Raw genomic sequence first — 15,479 nt, forward strand, 5'->3', positions numbered from 1 at the left:
TGCTAGGGGTTGCGCTCGCGGGCGAGGCGGGCGCGCAGGCGGCCGAGGGCGCGGCCGTGGAGCTGGCAGACGCGCGACTCGGAGATGTCGAGGATCTGGGCGATCTCTTTCATGGTCATTTCGTCGCGGTAGTAGAGGCTGATGATGAGCCACTCGCGCTCGGGGAGGGTCTTGATGGCGGCGGTGAGGGCATCGAGGAGCTGGCGCTTTTCGAGGCGTTCAGTGAAGTCCTCTTCGTTCGGATCGGCGGGGAGCTCGGTCGGCGCGGTGCCGTCTTCGTTGTTGTCGCGGTCGAGGAGGCCATCGAGGGAGACGGTCACCCAGCTGGCATCGATGAGGGCCTGGTTGTACTGCTCGAGGGTGAGGCCCATGAGCGCTGCGGCCTCCTCGTCGGTGGGTTCGCGGCCGTGCTCGCGCTCGAACTCGGTGTGAATCTGCTCGAGCCTGCGGGCTTTCTGGCGGACGGAGCGGGGAAGCCGGTCGAGGGAGCGGAGGGCATCGATGATGGCGCCGCGGATGCGGGAGATGGCGTAGGTTTCGAACTTGACGCCCTTGGAGCCGTCGAAGCGGTCGAGGGCCTCGATGAGGCCGATGGTGCCGTAGGAGAGGATGTCTTCGTAATCGAGGATGGCGGGGAGGCCGATGGCGAGGCGGCCGACGACGTACTTCACGAGCGGCGCGTACTGGCGGATGGCGGCTTCGCGGTCTTCGAAGAGGGGTGCGCTGGAGGCTCGTGCGGTGGCCATGGATGCGGCTCCTCAGGGGGTCAGGCGTCGGGCGCCGGGTTGTCGGAGGTGTTGCTGCCGGATTCGGCGGGGTCGGCAGGGGGTTGCGGCGGCGGCGCCTTCGGCGGGCTGGTCAGGATGACGGCCTCGGCGCCGAAGGCGACGGCGGTGACGAGGACGAAGGTGAAGATGGCGCGCATGAGGGCCTGGTCGAAGGGATAGCCGGCGCGGGTGCCGAGCCAGGCTGCCGCGATCGCCATAGCGAGGGCGGCGTAGACGCCGTAGCGGGCGATAGTGAAGGGCGGGATGGCGTTCACAGCTGGCCCCTCCGGCGCATCTCAAGCTGGCGGCGCATGAGGTAGCGGGCGATCAGGTCGCGCTGCGCGCGGGGCATGTCGAGGAACTCGCAGTGGATGCGGCGCATGCGGTAGCCCCGCTCGGGTTCGCGGACGAAGACGACGCGGGCGCGGACGGCGATGTCGCCGGCCTCGGGGAGGGTGGCTTCGAGGCCGAGGCGCTCGCCGGGCATGGCGAACGCTTTCGAGGCGATGCAGCAGCCGCCTTCGGAGAGGTCGACGATGGTGCCGTCGATTTCGACTTCGGTCTCGGGTTCGTCGCCGGACGGGACGACGAGGCGGTAGATGCGGGAGGGCTTGATGGCGACCTGGAGGCGGTAGTTGCGGCGGCGCTCGTGGCAGTCGATAAAGGCCGGGAGGCGGAGGTACTCCCAGGCCCCGTCCTCGCTGTGGCCGGCGACCTCGGTGACGAAGCGCCAGCGCTTGTTGCGGAAGATGTAGGCGGCGCGGACGAGGGTGCCGACCGGAAGGGGGCGGGGCTTGAGCCCGCGCATGGGCACGAGGATGGCGACGTGCTCTCCGTCGACGTCTTCGATGCGGGTGGCGTAACTCTCGTCGCCATCGCGGGCGGAGACTTCGATGCGGAGGGCAGTGCCGGGGAGGAGACCCTGGGCCATAAATGGATTCTTAGGCCGCGGGGCTGGGGCGCCCATTCGACTTCTCCCGTGATGGGGTGATGGAGAGCCCTGATGCGCGTGTGAAGCGGCACGGATACGGCGTCATGGCTCCCGTTTACCTTCGAAGATAGGCCCGGTGCGACCGCGGCCGGGGTTTCCGGCGGTGACGGCCGCGTGGCAGTCCGGGTGGTTTCATGGTTGCCGGGCAGGGGACGGCGGTGCATCGGCGGGCTCCCGTGCGGGGGCCGGGGAACTCCCTGAACCCGCGCCGGCGCGACCCGGAGCCGCTCAGGCGATGGCGGCGAGGTCGGCAGGTGCGGGGAAGAGGCCGGCGGCGAGGGCTGCGGGCTCGGCGACGACGATCCCGGCGGCGATATCGCGGCCGGCGGAGAGGAAGGCGAGGCCGAGGCCGGTTTCTGCGAGCAGTTCGAGGGCGCCGGCGAGGGAGGGGGCGAGGTCGGTGCCGGTGAGGACGGCGCCGGCGAAGCGGGCCAGCAGGAGCCCTTCGATGGCAGGCCGGACTGCGGCGGGCTGCCAGTGGGCGGGGATGGCTAGGTAGGCGAAGTGGGCGGCGCCGGGGATGGGGGGCGGCGCCCAGGGACCTGCGGGGCAATCGACGAAGAGGCAGGCGCCGCGCGGGGCGCGGGTGACCGTGCGGACGAGGTCGCCGGGGGCAAAGACTTCGCTGCAGGGGAGGCCGAGGGCATCGGCGCAGGCGCGGATGGCATCGTGGGCCCCGGCGCGGGCGGAATCGGCGGCGACGAGGACGGCGGGGCGACCGGCATCGGCGCAGTCGAGCGCCATCTTGAGGAGGGCGGTGGTCCGGCCGGAGCCCTCGGCGCCCTGGATGGAGATGAGGGCGGTAGTGCCTTCCGGCGGGTAGGTGGCGGGGGCGCCGGCGAGCCAGGCTTCGACTGCCTCGGCCGGGGAGCGGGCCCCGGGCGCTGCTTCGAGGACGCGGCGGGCGGCAGGGGCATCCCAGCCCAAGGCTTCGAAGGCGGCGAGGAGCGACTCCTCGCGGGCGGGGAGGGCGGCCGGGGCGGCGGGGCGGAAGCGGGGCTCGGGGGCCGGGGGCGGAGCTTCGGCGGCGGCGAGGGCTTCGAGGTCGGCGACGGTGACGCCGGGGGCGGTCTCGACGCGGCGGAGCGTTTCTTCGAGCACGGCCTGCTGGAGGTGGAGCGGGAGAGCCTCGGCCGGCGCTTCGGGCGGGGCCGCGATGATCTCGACGAGCGGCGGCGCGCCCTCGCGGCGGAGGGAGCGGGTGGAGAGGATGACGGCATCGGGCCCGAGTTCGCGGCGAATCCGGGCGAAGAGGCGCGTGGTGTCGTTACCGATGAAGCGCTTCGTTTCCAACGTTCACCTCGATGTTGCCGATGGCTTCGACCTGGGTTTGGGGCGTGATTTCGGCGAAGGAGAGGACGACGACGTTCGGGAGGCGCCGTTCGAGCAGGCGGCGGAGGGCGAGCCGGATGCGGGAGGAGCAGAGGATGATCGGTTCGCGGCCGGAGCTGGCGACGCGCTCGACCTCTGCGGCGACGACGCCGATGAGGCGCTGGACCTGCCAGGGGGGCATGGCGACCTGGCTGCCGCGGTCGGTCTGCTGGATGCTGGCCGCGATCTCCTCTTCGGTGCGGGGGCCGACGGTGATGACCCGGATGGTGCCGGATTCGTCGGCGTACTGGCGGCTGATCTGGCGGGCGAGCGCGGCGCGGGCGTACTCGGTGAGGAGGTCGATATCGCGGGTGACCCGGGCGTGGGTGGCGAGGGTTTCGCAGATGGTGACGAGGTCGCGGATGGAGACGCGCTCGGCGAGGAGGTTCTGGAGGACTTCCTGGACTTCGCCGACCGTGAGGGTGGAGGGGATGAGGTCGTCGACGAGGGCCGGGTACTCCTTGCGGAGGTTTTCGAGGAGGTCCTGGACATCCTGGCGGCTGAGGAGGTCGGGGGCGAAGCGGCGGACGAGCTCGGTGAGGTGGGTGGCGAGGACGGACTCGGCGTCGACGACGGTGTAGCCGAGGAGCTCGGCCCGCTCCCGGTAGGCGGGGGTGATCCAGCGGGCGGGGAGGCCGAAGGCGGGCTCGACGGTTTCGATGCCGGGGATGTCGCCCTCGGCGGTGCCAGGGTCCATGGCGAGGTAGTGGCCCGGCTGGAGGGCGCCGCGGGCGATTTCGACGCCGCGGAGCTTGACGACGTAGGCGTTGGGGGCGAGGCCGAGGTTATCGCGCACGCGGACGGTGGGGAGGACGATGCCGAGCTCGAGGGCGAGCTGGCGGCGGATCTGGGTGATGCGGCGGAGGAGGGTGCCGCCGGCCTGTTCGTCGACGATGGGGATGAGGCCGTAGCCGACTTCGATTTCGAGGGGGTCGACGGTCATCATCTGGATGACCTGCTGGGGGCCGAGCTGCTCGGGCTCAGGGATCGGTTCGGGGCGGGCGGCGAGCGCGGCAAGCTCGGCCTGGCGCCTGGAGCGGTCGATGAGGTAGCCGCCGGCGCCGATGGCTGCCGCGACCATGAGGAAGGGGAGGCGGGGAAGTCCGGGCATGGCGGCGAAGAGGGCGAGCATGGCGGCGGCGACGTACATCGGCCGGGACTGCGCGGTGACCTGGGAGAAGACCTGGGAGCCGAGGTTCGTTTCGCCGGCGGCGCGGGTGACGATGATGCCGGTGGCCGTGGAGATGAGGAGGGCGGGCAGCTGGGAGACGAGGCCGTCGCCGACGGTGAGCTTTGCGTAGAGGTTGAGGGCTTCGGCGGGGCCGACGCCCTGCTGGAGGATGCCGATGGAGAGGCCGCCGATGATGTTGACGAGGATGATGACGATGCCGGCGATGGCGTCGCCTTTCACGAACTTGGAGGCGCCGTCCATCGCCCCGTAGAAGTCGGCCTCCTGGCCGATGGCTTTGCGGCGCTCGCGGGCTTCGGCTTCGTTGATCAGGCCGGCGTTGAGGTCGGCATCGATGGCCATCTGCTTGCCGGGCATGGCATCGAGGGTGAAGCGGGCGGCGACCTCGGCGACGCGGCCGGCACCGTTCGTGATGACGACGAACTGGATGACCACGAGGATGAGGAAGACCACGAGACCGACGACGAGGTTGCCGCCGACGACGAAGCTGCCGAAGGAGTGGACGACTTCGCCGGCATCGCCGTGGAGGAGGATGAGGCGGGAGGTGGAGACGTTGAGGGCGAGGCGGTAGAGGGTGGTGATGAGGAGGAGGGAGGGGAAGACGGAGAACTTGAGCGGCTCTTCGGTGTAGATGGCAACGAGGAGGATGACGACCGAGACCGCCAGGTTAATGGTCAGGAGGACATCGAGGAGGGCCGGCGGGAGCGGGATGATCATCATCCCGACGATGGTGATGAGGCCGACGGCGAGGAGGATGTCGGTCTGGCCGAGGAGGCGGCCGAGGCCGGCGCTGGCGGGGCGGGGCTGGGCCTGGACGGTCACCGGGCGGCTCCTTGAGCGGGATTGGTGCGGCGGCCCGCGCGGGCGCGGAGGGCGTAGACCCACGCGAGAACTTCGGCGACAGCGTGGAAGAGGCTGGCGGGGATGTACTGGCCGACCTGGACGCTGGCGTGGAGAGCGCGGGCGAGGGGCGGCTCTTCGAGCACGGGGACGCCGGCCTCGCGGGCGACGTCGCGGATGCGGAGGGCGAGGTAGTCCTGGCCCTTGGCGACGACCATGGGGGCGGGCATGGAGACGGCGTCGTACTTGAGCGCGACGGCGTAGTGGGTGGGGTTGGTGACGACGACGTCGGCGGTTTTGACGGCCGCGATCATCCGATTGAGGAGCTGCTGGCGCCGGCGGCGGATGGCGGCCTTGATCTGCGGGTCGCCGTCGGTTTCCTTCAGCTCCTGCTGCACCTCGTGTTTGGTCATGCGGAGGCGCTTGAGGTGCTGGCGGCGCTGCCAGGCGTAATCGGCGAGGGCGAGGAGGAAGAGGACACCGGCGGCCCGGAAGGCGATATCGAAGCCGAGGGCGGCGAGCTTCGCGGTGGCGGCGCCGACGCTGAGTGCGCCGAGGCCGGCGAGGTCACTGAGCTGGCCGCGGAGGGTGAAGCCGACAACGACGGCGACAATGACGAACTTGAGGAGGGATTTGGCGAGGCGGAAGAGGCCGTCGAAGGAGAAGATGCGCTTGAGGCCGGCACCGGGGTTGACGCGGCTGAGCTGGGGCTTCAGGCGGCTGCCGGAGAGGAGCGGGCCGGTCTGCACGACGTTGAGGGCGACGGCGGCGACGGCGAGGATGCCGAGGAGCGGCAGGAGGGCGCGGACCATCTGCCAGGCGGAGTCGCGGGCGAGCTGCTGGGCGGATTCGCGGGTCAGTTCGGGGACGGGATGGCCGAGGTCCTGCGCGAGGATGGCTGCGAGTTCGTTCCAGAGCTGGGGGCCGAGGAGCTTGAGGGCCATGACGGCGAGGAGGAGGACGCCGATGGAGACGACTTCGTCGCTATGGGCGACGTCACCCTGCCGCCGGGCATCGCGCAGGCGTTTTGGGGTTGGCGCTTCGGTCCGTTCGCCGGCCATCTAGGGGGCACCTCCGAGGAGGACGCGGCTGGAGCCGGCGAGGGAAGCGCCGAAGACGCCGTTCATGAGCTGCATGGTGACGGGGAGGGCGGCGGCGAGGACGAGGACGCCGACGCCGATTTTGACCGGTGCGCCGACGATGAGGATCTGCACCTGGGGGACGGTGCGGGCGACGATGCCCATGCCGACGTCGGTGAGGAGGAGGGCGGCCATGACGGGCATAGCGATCCGGATGGCGGTGACGGTGAGGCCGGCGACGAGGGATGTGATGCCGGACGGGGAGAGGCTGAAGGGGTCAAAGGTGCCGGGAGGAACGGCCTGGAGGGTCTCGGCGAGGGACTGGATGACGAGGTGGTGGCCGTTGATGGCGAAGAACACGAGGGTGACGAGGAGGGAGTAGAACTGGTCGAAGACGCCGAATTCGGTGCCGGTGATGGGGTCGAAGACGGCGCCGAGGCCGAAGCCGACCTGGAGACCGATGATGCGGGAGGCCATCTGGAGGCCGATGACGACCATGTTCATGGAGAGGCCGAGGCCGAGGCCGAAGAGCGCTTCGCGGAGGACGTCATCGACGAGGCGGCCGAGGGTGTCGGGGGCCTGGCCGCCGGGGAGCTTCGTGATGGGCGCCAGGACGAGGGCGGTGAAGACCGCGAAGCCGATCTTCGCCTGGGCCGGGATGCCGCGGTGGGAGAGGAGCGGCGACGAGACGAGCATGCTCGAGGCGCGGACCAGGATGAGGAGGAAGGTGTAGGTGGCCTCGGGGGAGAGGTCGAGCTGCATGGTCAGCGACCGTAGGCGGCCATGTTGGCGAAGATGCCGGCGGAGAAATCGAGGAGGGTGGCCATCATCCAGGGGCCGAAGAGGAGCATGGCGACGAAGACGGCGACCAGCTTGGGGACGAAGGTGAGGGTGGCTTCGTTGACCTGGGTAGCGGCCTGGATGATGGAGACGACGACGCCGACGACGAGGGTGGTGGCGAGGATGGGGGCGCCGACGAGCATGCCGACGGTGAGGGCTTCGCGCATGAGTCCGAGGATGACGCCTTCGTTCACGGATGCCTCCTAGGCGAAGCTCCCGACGAGGGAGCCGACGATGAGATACCAGCCATCGACGAGGACGAAGAGGAGGATTTTGAAGGGGAGGGAGACGATGACGGGGGGGAGCATCATCATGCCCATGCTGAGCAGGGCGGAGGAGATGACGAGGTCGATGATGAGGAAGGGGATGAACATGACGAAGCCCATCTGGAAGGCCGTCTTGAGCTCGCTGATGGTGAAGGCGGGGACAAGGACGTAGGTGGGCACGTCGGCAGGGGAGTTGGGTTTGGGGCTGCCGGAGAGCTTGAGGAAGAGGGCGAGGTCCTGCTCGCGGGTCTGCTTGAGCATGAATTCGCGGAGGGGGCGTTCGCCGCGTTCGAAGGCTTCCTGCTGGGAGATGGTGCCGGCGAGGTAGGGCTGGACCGCGTCGTTGTTGATGGTCTTGATGGCCGGGGCCATGACGAAGGCGGTGAGGAAGAGGGCCATGCCGATGAGCACCTGGTTGGGCGGAAGCTGGGGGATGCCGATGGCGTTCCGGACCAGGGAGAGGACGACGATGATGCGGGTGAAGGAGGTGACCATCACCAGGATGGCCGGCGCGAGGGAGAGGACCGTGATGAGGACGAGGAGCTGGAGGGCGGCGGAGACGGTTGCGGGGTCCTGGGCGGCGAGCGCCGGGTCCTGCGGGGGGGCGGGCTGGCCGGGGGCGGCGGTCTGCTGGACACAGCCGGTGAGCAGGAGGAGGCCGAGCCCGGCGAGGGCGAGGGGGAGGAGGATGCGCCGGCGGCGCGAGGTTGGGCGGTTCGCCACGCTGGTCCCCAGGGAGGAGAGGTGAAGCCAGCGTATCGGCGGGGGCGGCAGGGCCAGTATCCGGAGACTCCCGCTGGAGGGCCGGGAGAACCCTCATGGCGCAGGCGCGCGGAACCCTAATTCAGCGGCGCGGCGACGCGGATGGTCTGCCGGGTTCGGCGCCGATGACGGGCTCTGCGGCGGCGCGGCTCTCACGGCGGCGGAGCGATTCGAGGAGCTGGGCGGCGAAGTCGCCCAGCGGAAGGGGATCGGACCGGGCCTCGGCGGCGGCGAGGACGCTGGCGGCCTCCTCGGGCGTCAGGGCTTCGAGCATGGTGATCTGCTGGGCCGTGGCTCCGATGGCAATGACGCGGTCGCCGAGGGCGAGGAGGTGGATGGTGCGGCCGCTGGCGATGGGGAGGGTATCAACGACGCGGAGGAAGCCGGTCGCGCTCCGGGGCGCGGCCATGCGGCGGGCCCACCAGCGGAGGCCGACGATCGAGCCGCCGATGACGGCTGCGACGAGGGCGAGCCGCCAGCCGAGGGAGAGGAGGTCGGCGGGGCCGAGCGAGAAGCCGCTGCCGCCCGCGGCGGCTTCCGGCTGGGCGGCGGGTGCGCCTTCGGCGGCGGGCACCAGGGTTGGGCCGGCGGCGTCGCGGGGCGCGGGCGCAGCGAAGGAGATGAAGAGGACGGCGACGAGGAGGGCGCCGCCGATGGCGACGAGCCAGGTAAGCCGCCGGCGGGCCGCGGGGTCGTTCATCCGACGGCTTCCGGCTCTTCGATCTCGTGGTCCTGGCCGCGGCGGACGACTTCGACGACGCGGACGCCGAAGTTTTCGTCGACGACGACGACTTCGCCGCGGGCGACGAGGCGGTCGTTGACAAGGATGTCGACGGGTTCGCCGGCGATGCGGTCGAGTTCGATGACGGAGCCGGGGCCGAGGCCGAGGACTTCGGCGACGGTAAGCCGGGTGCGGCCGAGCTCGACGGTGACGTTCATTTCGAGGCCGGCGAGGAGCTCGATGCCGGAGGTGTAATCGACCTGACCCGGGTCGGGCAGGGGTGCGAAGCGGGCGCGCTGGGCGGTGACCTGCGGCTCCTGCTTCGGCGGGGGGCCGGCCGCGGGTGCGGAGCGGGGGGCCGGGCCGGCGGCCGGGCGGGATGCGGCGGGCTGGGGCTGGTCGAAGCGGTTCAGTTCCACATCAAGAAGCTCGGCAGCTTCGAGGTCTTCCTGAGTGATCAACGGGGTGTCAGCGGTATCGGCGGGGGCCGGCGCGGGCTGGTCGAAGGCGCCGGCCATGGAGCCGGCGACGATATCGAGGAAGGTGCCCGGCAGGACGAAGGCGAGCGGGAGCTCACGCGCCAGGGTGATGGCCGCCGTGAGGTAGAGGCAGGCGTCGTCGAGGCCGGCGAGTGTCCCGGCCATGGTGTTGGCGGTGACGTCGTCGAAGGAGAGGATGAGGCCGTTGGAGGACTTGCTGAAGACCTCCTGGTTGAGGGCCTGGAGGACCTGGCCGAGGAAGGTGGAGGCGACGACGAGGGTCTGCTGCTCCTGGTCTTCGGGGTTGTCGGCTTCGGTCTGGAGGTAGGCGGCGGCGGGTGCGGTGGGGAGGACGAGGTAGGCCGTGGCGGACTGGTCATTATCGGTGGAGAGTTCCACCGGTACGGCGAGATGGGGTTCGCCGAACTCGCCGGCGATCTCGTCGGGCATGACGAGCCGGGCATCACGGATGGTGCCGGAGGGTTCGGCGCCCTGGATGGCCTGGAGGGCGCGGGCGGCGGCCTGCCAGGCGCGGCGGCCGACGGCATTGAGGGTTGCGGCCTGCTGCGGGGAGAGGAGCTGGGCGAGGACGTCGACCGGTTCGGCCATGGCAGGGCCTCCTACTGGACGATGAAGGTTTCGAAGTAGATGTGTTCGACTTTGTGGCCGTGGAGATGGTGGTTGATCGCTTCGATGAGCTCTTCTTTGAGTTTTTCCTTGCCTTCGACGGTGGAAACTTCTTCGGCGGTGTGGGAGCCGATGACGTAGGCGATGGCGTCGAGGATTTTGTGCATGTCGTGGCTGAGCTCTTCGGCGAAGGCGGCGTTCTTCGCGTCGAGGGCGGCGCCGCTGAGGCCGACCCAGGGCGGGACCTGCTGTTCGAACTCGAGGGCCATGACGATTTTGACGTAGCGCTGGGTGGTGCCGGTGGGCTTGAGGTTGAGGACGATGCCGTCAGGCGCGTTGGTGGCCTTGCCACCGTGGCCCGCGGCCTTCCCGATGAAGACGGTGGGCCGGGGAGCGGCGGCGATCTGCTCGGCGGTGTAGACGGGCGCCGGCTTCGGGTCCATGTAGTTGGGTTTGATGTAGAACCAGAAGGCGGCCGCGAACAGAACAGCGCCGCCGGCGAGGATCTTCTTGTCCTTGAACATGGGCTACCTCCGCTGGGCCCCGGAGAGGGCCTTCTGCAGGTCTTCGATGGTGGGGTAGAGGATGACGATGTCGGCCCGGCGGTTGAGGGCGCGGCCCTCGGGCGTGCTGTTATCGGCGAGGGGACGGGTCTCGGCGTAACCGGCGGCGTAGAGCTTTGCCGGGTCGAGGCCGCCCTGTTCGACGAGGACGCGGAGGACGCGGGTGGCGCGGGCCGTGGAGAGCTCCCAGTTGGTCGGGAATTCGCGGCTGTTGGGGGGAATGTTGTCGGTGTGGCCTTCGATGCGGAGGTTGTTCGGGAGGCCGCGGAGGGCGTCAGCGACCTGGAGGAGGACGTCGACGCTGCCGGGTCGGAGGTCGGCGCTGCCGGAATCGAAGAGGAGGTTATCGGCGAGGGAGATGGTGATGGAGGTAGAATCGGAGCGGAGCTGGATTTTGCCTTCGAGGCCGTTGGCGGCTGCGAATTCGCTCAACGTCTTGTTGAGGCCTTCGAAGGTATTGGAGCGGATTTCGTTGAGGGAGGGCGTGAGGCCGCCACCCTGGTTGAGGACGGCGGAGGAGCCGTTGGAGCCCTGGAGGACGCCGATGGAGAAGGCCTGTTCGATGGAGACGCGGACGGACTGGAGCTTCTGGGGGTTGGCGTCGCTGGTGGCGTAGAGGACGACAAAGAGGGCGAAGAGGAGCGTCACCATGTCGGCGTAGGAGACGATCCATCGTTCGTGGTTCTCGGGCTTCTCGGCTTCGGGGGCTTTGCGGCTCATGCGGCCTCCCGCCGGGCAGCGGCGCCGGCGTCATCCTTCTTGCCGCGCTGGGAGGGCTGGAGGAAGCCTTCGAGCTTCTCGCGGACGATGCGGGGGTTATCGCCGGCCTGGATGGACATGAGCCCTTCGATGACGACGTCGAGGGCGTGGAGTTCGTGCTTGGAGTTGTTCTTCAGCTTGTTGGCGAGAGGGAGCCAGAGGACGTTGGCGGTGAAGACGCCGTAGAAGGTCGCGACGAAGGCGGTGGCGATGCCGGGGCCGATGCGGTCGGGCTCATCGAGGTGGGACATGACGCCCATGAGGCCCATGACGGCGCCGAGGACGCCGATGGTGGGGGCGATGCCGCCCATGAACTCGAGGGCGGCGAAGTTGCCTTCGTGGCGGTGCTTCATGGACTCCCGCTCGATCTCCATGATTTCGCGGAGGAGCTCGGGGTCGGTGCCGTCGATCATGAGCTGGACACCCTTGCGGGTGAACGGGTCGTGGATCTTCTCGATGTCGGCTTCGAGGGCGAGGAGGCCTTCGCGGCGGGCCTTATCGGCCATCTGGACGAAGAGTTCGACGGTCTCCGCAGAGTTGTGGGCGGCGCCGCCGAAGAAGGCTTTGAGGATGAACTTGGGGAGGCCGATCATGACCGAGAGCGGCTGGGAGATCATGACGGCGCCGAAGGAGCCGAGGACGACGATGAAGAAGCCCGGGATGTTGATGAGCTTCATCGGGTCGCCGCCCTCGAGGATGTTGCCGCCGATGATGCCGATGACGGCGATGCCGAGGCCGATGACGGTCGCCAGGTCCATCAGGCGCTCCTCCGGACGGCGCCGATGGCCCGGCGGCGGAACTCAGCGATACGTTCGATGATGGTCTCCGGGGATTCCTGGCAGACGTAGCGGTGGCCGTTGGTGAGCGTGATGTGGGTGTCGTGGGAGGCTTCCATGACCTCGAAGAGGTCAGGGTTGAGGTAGAACTCGGTGCCGTCGATGCGGGTGAGCTTGATCATGCGGATGCCCCCACGCGTGGGTGCCTCCAGCGTAGGGGGTGCGGGCGTGCGGCCGGGATTGGGGGAAGACCCTGACACTGGCGGGCAGGGTGCTGAGGTTGGACGGGGAGAACCCTGATGGCGGGGGGCGGGGAGCGGGGAGCAGGGAACGGGGAGCAGGGAGCGGGGAGCAGGGAGCGGGGAGCGGGGAGCAGGGAGCAGGGCGGGGGTTAGGGGAAGTCGCTGCCGGGGATGCTCTCGGGGTCGCGGACGAGTTCTTCCCAGCGGCGGCGGATGACGTCGAGGGGGGCGGGCGGGGGAGTCCAGGGGAGGCCGCGGACGATGACGCCGCGGTTGGGGGCGTGTTCGACGAGGCCTTCGCTTTCGAGGCGGCGGAAGGCTTCGCGGACGGGGGTTTGGCTCACGCCCCAGCGGGCGGCAATCTCTTCCTGGCGGAGGTGTTCACCCTCTTTGAGGTTGCCGGAGAGGATTGCGGCCTGGAGCGCTTCGTAGACGAGGTCGGCTTTGGTTTTGCGCGGGTTCCGCATCGCCATGGCTCAAGCATACCGCAGCCGGGGCGCCGGGAAGCCGGCGGGGGCGGGGTGCAGTGCGATCAGCGGTCGCCGGTGCCGCGGAGGAAGTCCTCGACGTCCTTGAGGATGTCGTCTGCGGACGGGAGTTCGGAGTCGCCGGGCTCCTCGAAATCGACGCCTTCGTCGTCTTCGTCGTCCTCTTCGTACTGGTCTTCGAGGGTGCGGACATAGGTGCCGACCTGGTCGTCGCCGCGGGAGGCTTCGTTGACGCGTTCGATGAAGGCGAGGGCGCGCTCGGGGAGGTCGCCTTCGGGGACGCGGAAGCCGAGGATCGGTTCGAGGGCGCGGACGAGGGCGAGGGTGGCCGGGGGGTTCTCGTCGATGCTGAGGTAGTGAGGGACGCCAGCGGCGAGGCTGATGAGGTCGAGCCGGTGGCCGCGGAGGACATCGTGGATGACGCCGAGGATGCCCGTGGGGCCCTGGTAGAGGGAGCGGCCGAGCCCGTAGCGGGCGGCGAGGCGGGGGTCGGCGCTGGAGCCGGTAACGGGGACGGGCCGGGTGTGGGGCGTGGCTGCGGGACGGGCGACGAGCGTACAGACGAGGAAGGGCTGGAGCGGGACGATCGCTTCGGCAAGGCGGGTGGCGAAGGTGCGCCAGCGGAGGTTGGGCTCGACGCCGCGGATGACGATGAGGTCGTGCTCGCCGGTGCCGGTGCGGACGATATCGCCGCGGTTTTCGGGCCAGTGGAGGCGGCGGACGCCGGATTCGTCGATGGAGACCGTGGGCCGGACGTCGGTGAAGACGTAGTAGTCCTCGGGGTCGACCTCGAGGAAGCGGGTGCCGCCGTAGGTCTGAACGAGGTGGGCGGCGGTGTCGGTGGTCACGGTGCCGGTGTCGCTCCAGCCGGTGAAGGCGAGGATGACGATGGGGGCGCGGAGGGGCTGGTCGACGGGGGTAATGGAGAAACCGTCCACGGGGCCATTGTACCGGGCCGGCGGCTACGGGCTTTCGGCGATGCGGGCAGTGCCGGCGCCGACGTGGACGACGGCGGTCCGGCCATCCGGGCCGGCGAGGGTGACGACCCACCCGGCAACGACGGCCTGTGCGCAGGCAGCTCCGGGCGAGGGAAGGCCGAGGCAGGCCGACGGCCAGGCAGCCGGCTGCGCGGCGAGGATGACGGCCGGGTTGAGGGCAGGGACGGCAGCGAGGGCGAGTTCGCGGGCCTCGGGAGGGAGGTTCCCATCGCCGCCGGCAGCACCGGCTGGAGGGGGGTCGCGGGGCGGTGCTGCGGCGGGCGAGGGGAGTGAGGCGGGGATGCCCGGGCCGGGTGATTCCGCCCGGAGTCCTGACGCCGCGAGGGCGACGAGGGTGCAAACGATGAGCCAGCCAGCCCAGCGCACCGACCCGGGCATCCTGCTGAGGAGAACGGCGGCAGGCGGGCGAAATGTTCCCGCGCGGGAGGCAGGGGGCGACGGAGCGACGGCGAGCAGGTACGCTGGCAGCTCCCCCCGGGGAATGAGAGGAGGCCGTGATGGCGTTCGACGTGCGTATTCCGGAGCCGGGCGAACTCGAGGAGCTGTTCGCGGTGAATTCGTTCTCGTTCGGGATGCCGCCGAGCGCGGAACGGGTGGAGCTTTCGCTGAAGCTGACCGACCGGGAGCGGCTGCTCGGGGCGTGGGCGGATGGGCGGTGCGTCGGCTCGGCGGGCGCGTTCACGTTCGAGCTCTCGGTGCCGGGGGCGTCGCTGCCGTGCGGCGGTGTGACGTGGGTGGGGGTGACGCCGACCCACCGGCGGCGGGGCGTCCTGACGGCGCTAATGACGGCGCAGCTGGCGCAGATCCGGGAGCGGGGCGAAGCGATTGCGGCGCTCTGGGCATCCGAGGCGCCGATCTACGGGCGGTTCGGCTACGGACTGGCGATGCAGCAATACGAGGAGGTGCGGCTGGCGCGCGTGCACGCCCGGCTTCGCAGCCACCCCAATGCGCGGGGCCGGGCGCGGCTGGTGGACCGGGCGGAGGCGCTGGCGGCCTGGCCGGCCGCCTGGGAGGCGGCCCGGGCGCAACGTGCCGGGCTGCATTCCCGCTCGGCGGCATGGTGGGAGATCCGCGTGCTGCCCGAGCAGGACCGGCCGGAGGCGGGCTGGAGCCCGGCGTTCCTCGTCAGCCTCGAAGAGGGCGGGGAGACGATCGGGTACGTGCGCTACCGGGTGAAGCGGGGATGGCGGCACGGGCTGGCCGCCGGCGAGCTGGAGGTGCTCGAACTTGTCGGCGTGGACGGCGGGGCGGAGGCGGCGCTGTGGGAGTACGTGTTCGGGGTCGACCTTATCGAGACGGTGGCGGCGCACAACCGGCCGTTCGATGAGCCGCTCTTCGGCCTGCTCGAGGACCCGCGGCGGCTCGAACGGTACCCGGTGGATGCGCTCTTCTGCCGGGTGCTGGACCCGGCGGCCGCGCTGGAGGGGCGACGGTACGCCGCAGAGGGGCGGCTTGTGTTCGAGGTCGTCGACGACTTCGGCGGGTACGCCGGCGGGCGGTTCGCGCTCGAAGGAGGGCCGGACGGCGCGCGCTGCCGGCCGACCGGCGAGACGCCGATGCTCGTGCTGCCCGCCGAGGAGCTTGGGGCGCTCTATCTCGGGCAGGCGAGCGCCCTGGCGCTCTGGCGGGAGGGGCGAATTGAAGGCAGCGAGGCCGCTGCCCGGGCTGCGGAGCTGCTGTTCCGCTGGCACCCGGAACCGTGGGCGCCGGAGATCTGGTAG

The 15,479-nt window shown here is 70.2% G+C and carries 19 protein-coding genes; 1 reads left to right on the plus strand and 18 read right to left on the minus strand.

The features are described 5' to 3' along the window. Window positions 1-2 precede the first annotated feature (2 nt). The 18 genes from Tbon_RS04175 to Tbon_RS04260 all read right to left on the minus strand — a co-directional run bounded on the left by Tbon_RS04175 (window position 3) and on the right by Tbon_RS04260 (window position 14,136). The gene (locus tag Tbon_RS04175; RefSeq protein ID WP_098503243.1) at window positions 3-746 is read right to left on the minus strand and encodes a FliA/WhiG family RNA polymerase sigma factor; all 744 of its coding nucleotides are present in this window, start codon (window positions 744-746) and stop codon (window positions 3-5) included. 20 nt (window positions 747-766) lie between these two features. Next, a complete protein-coding gene (locus tag Tbon_RS04180; protein ID WP_158066451.1) occupies window positions 767-1,042 on the minus strand; it encodes a hypothetical protein in 276 nt (91 codons plus the stop codon). Further along, entirely contained in the window at window positions 1,039-1,698 is a 660-nt protein-coding gene (locus Tbon_RS04185) for a flagellar brake protein (protein ID WP_192498130.1), read from the minus strand. The genes Tbon_RS04180 and Tbon_RS04185 overlap by 4 nt, the downstream gene beginning before the upstream one ends. A gap of 288 nt (window positions 1,699-1,986) precedes the next feature. Beyond that, window positions 1,987-3,051, minus strand: a complete 1,065-nt coding sequence (locus tag Tbon_RS04190; RefSeq protein ID WP_158066453.1) for a flagellar biosynthesis protein FlhF — start codon at window positions 3,049-3,051, stop codon at window positions 1,987-1,989. After that, window positions 3,026-5,140: a flagellar biosynthesis protein FlhA gene (flhA, locus tag Tbon_RS04195; RefSeq protein WP_192498131.1), complete on the minus strand. Its 2,115-nt coding sequence runs from the start codon at window positions 5,138-5,140 to the stop codon at window positions 3,026-3,028. Before flhA ends, Tbon_RS04190 begins: the two co-directional genes overlap by 26 nt. After that, entirely contained in the window at window positions 5,137-6,219 is a 1,083-nt protein-coding gene (gene flhB, locus Tbon_RS04200; protein WP_158066455.1) for a flagellar biosynthesis protein FlhB, read from the minus strand. Before flhB ends, flhA begins: the two co-directional genes overlap by 4 nt. After that, window positions 6,220-6,999, minus strand: coding sequence for a flagellar biosynthetic protein FliR (fliR, locus tag Tbon_RS04205; RefSeq protein ID WP_158066456.1), 780 nt, complete (start codon window positions 6,997-6,999; stop codon window positions 6,220-6,222). A gap of 2 nt (window positions 7,000-7,001) precedes the next feature. Next, window positions 7,002-7,271, minus strand: coding sequence for a flagellar biosynthesis protein FliQ (fliQ, locus tag Tbon_RS04210; RefSeq protein ID WP_158066457.1), 270 nt, complete (start codon window positions 7,269-7,271; stop codon window positions 7,002-7,004). Between the two features lie 9 nt (window positions 7,272-7,280). Next, the gene (gene fliP / locus Tbon_RS04215) at window positions 7,281-8,066 is read right to left on the minus strand and encodes a flagellar type III secretion system pore protein FliP (protein WP_225734702.1); all 786 of its coding nucleotides are present in this window, start codon (window positions 8,064-8,066) and stop codon (window positions 7,281-7,283) included. A gap of 121 nt (window positions 8,067-8,187) precedes the next feature. Next, window positions 8,188-8,805 (minus strand): FliO/MopB family protein, encoded by a 618-nt coding sequence (locus Tbon_RS04220; protein ID WP_158066458.1) that lies wholly within the window; start codon window positions 8,803-8,805, stop codon window positions 8,188-8,190. After that, window positions 8,802-9,914 (minus strand): flagellar motor switch protein FliN, encoded by a 1,113-nt coding sequence (fliN, locus tag Tbon_RS04225; protein WP_158066459.1) that lies wholly within the window; start codon window positions 9,912-9,914, stop codon window positions 8,802-8,804. The genes Tbon_RS04220 and fliN overlap by 4 nt, the downstream gene beginning before the upstream one ends. A gap of 11 nt (window positions 9,915-9,925) precedes the next feature. Next, window positions 9,926-10,456, minus strand: a complete 531-nt coding sequence (locus tag Tbon_RS04230) for a flagellar basal body-associated FliL family protein (protein ID WP_158066460.1) — start codon at window positions 10,454-10,456, stop codon at window positions 9,926-9,928. Window positions 10,457-10,459: 3 nt separating this feature from the next. Continuing rightward, on the minus strand, window positions 10,460-11,215 hold the full coding sequence (locus Tbon_RS04235) for an OmpA/MotB family protein (protein WP_158066461.1): 756 nt from the start codon (window positions 11,213-11,215) through the stop codon (window positions 10,460-10,462). Continuing rightward, window positions 11,212-12,012 (minus strand): flagellar motor protein, encoded by an 801-nt coding sequence (locus tag Tbon_RS04240; protein WP_158066462.1) that lies wholly within the window; start codon window positions 12,010-12,012, stop codon window positions 11,212-11,214. The genes Tbon_RS04235 and Tbon_RS04240 overlap by 4 nt, the downstream gene beginning before the upstream one ends. Next, a complete protein-coding gene (locus tag Tbon_RS04245) occupies window positions 12,012-12,212 on the minus strand; it encodes a flagellar FlbD family protein (protein WP_158066463.1) in 201 nt (66 codons plus the stop codon). Before Tbon_RS04245 ends, Tbon_RS04240 begins: the two co-directional genes overlap by 1 nt. A gap of 209 nt (window positions 12,213-12,421) precedes the next feature. After that, a complete protein-coding gene (locus tag Tbon_RS04250; protein ID WP_225734703.1) occupies window positions 12,422-12,745 on the minus strand; it encodes a GntR family transcriptional regulator in 324 nt (107 codons plus the stop codon). 59 nt (window positions 12,746-12,804) lie between these two features. After that, a complete protein-coding gene (locus tag Tbon_RS04255; RefSeq protein ID WP_158066464.1) occupies window positions 12,805-13,698 on the minus strand; it encodes a PAC2 family protein in 894 nt (297 codons plus the stop codon). Between the two features lie 24 nt (window positions 13,699-13,722). Then, window positions 13,723-14,136: a hypothetical protein gene (locus Tbon_RS04260; RefSeq protein WP_192498132.1), complete on the minus strand. Its 414-nt coding sequence runs from the start codon at window positions 14,134-14,136 to the stop codon at window positions 13,723-13,725. 119 nt (window positions 14,137-14,255) lie between these two features. On the opposite strand from Tbon_RS04260, the gene Tbon_RS04265 reads away from it, so the two are divergent. Beyond that, window positions 14,256-15,479 (plus strand): GNAT family N-acetyltransferase, encoded by a 1,224-nt coding sequence (locus Tbon_RS04265; protein WP_158066466.1) that lies wholly within the window; start codon window positions 14,256-14,258, stop codon window positions 15,477-15,479.

The sequence above is a fragment of the Tepidiforma bonchosmolovskayae genome (genome assembly GCF_008838325.1).
GTDB lineage: Bacteria > Chloroflexota > Dehalococcoidia > Tepidiformales > Tepidiformaceae > Tepidiforma > Tepidiforma bonchosmolovskayae.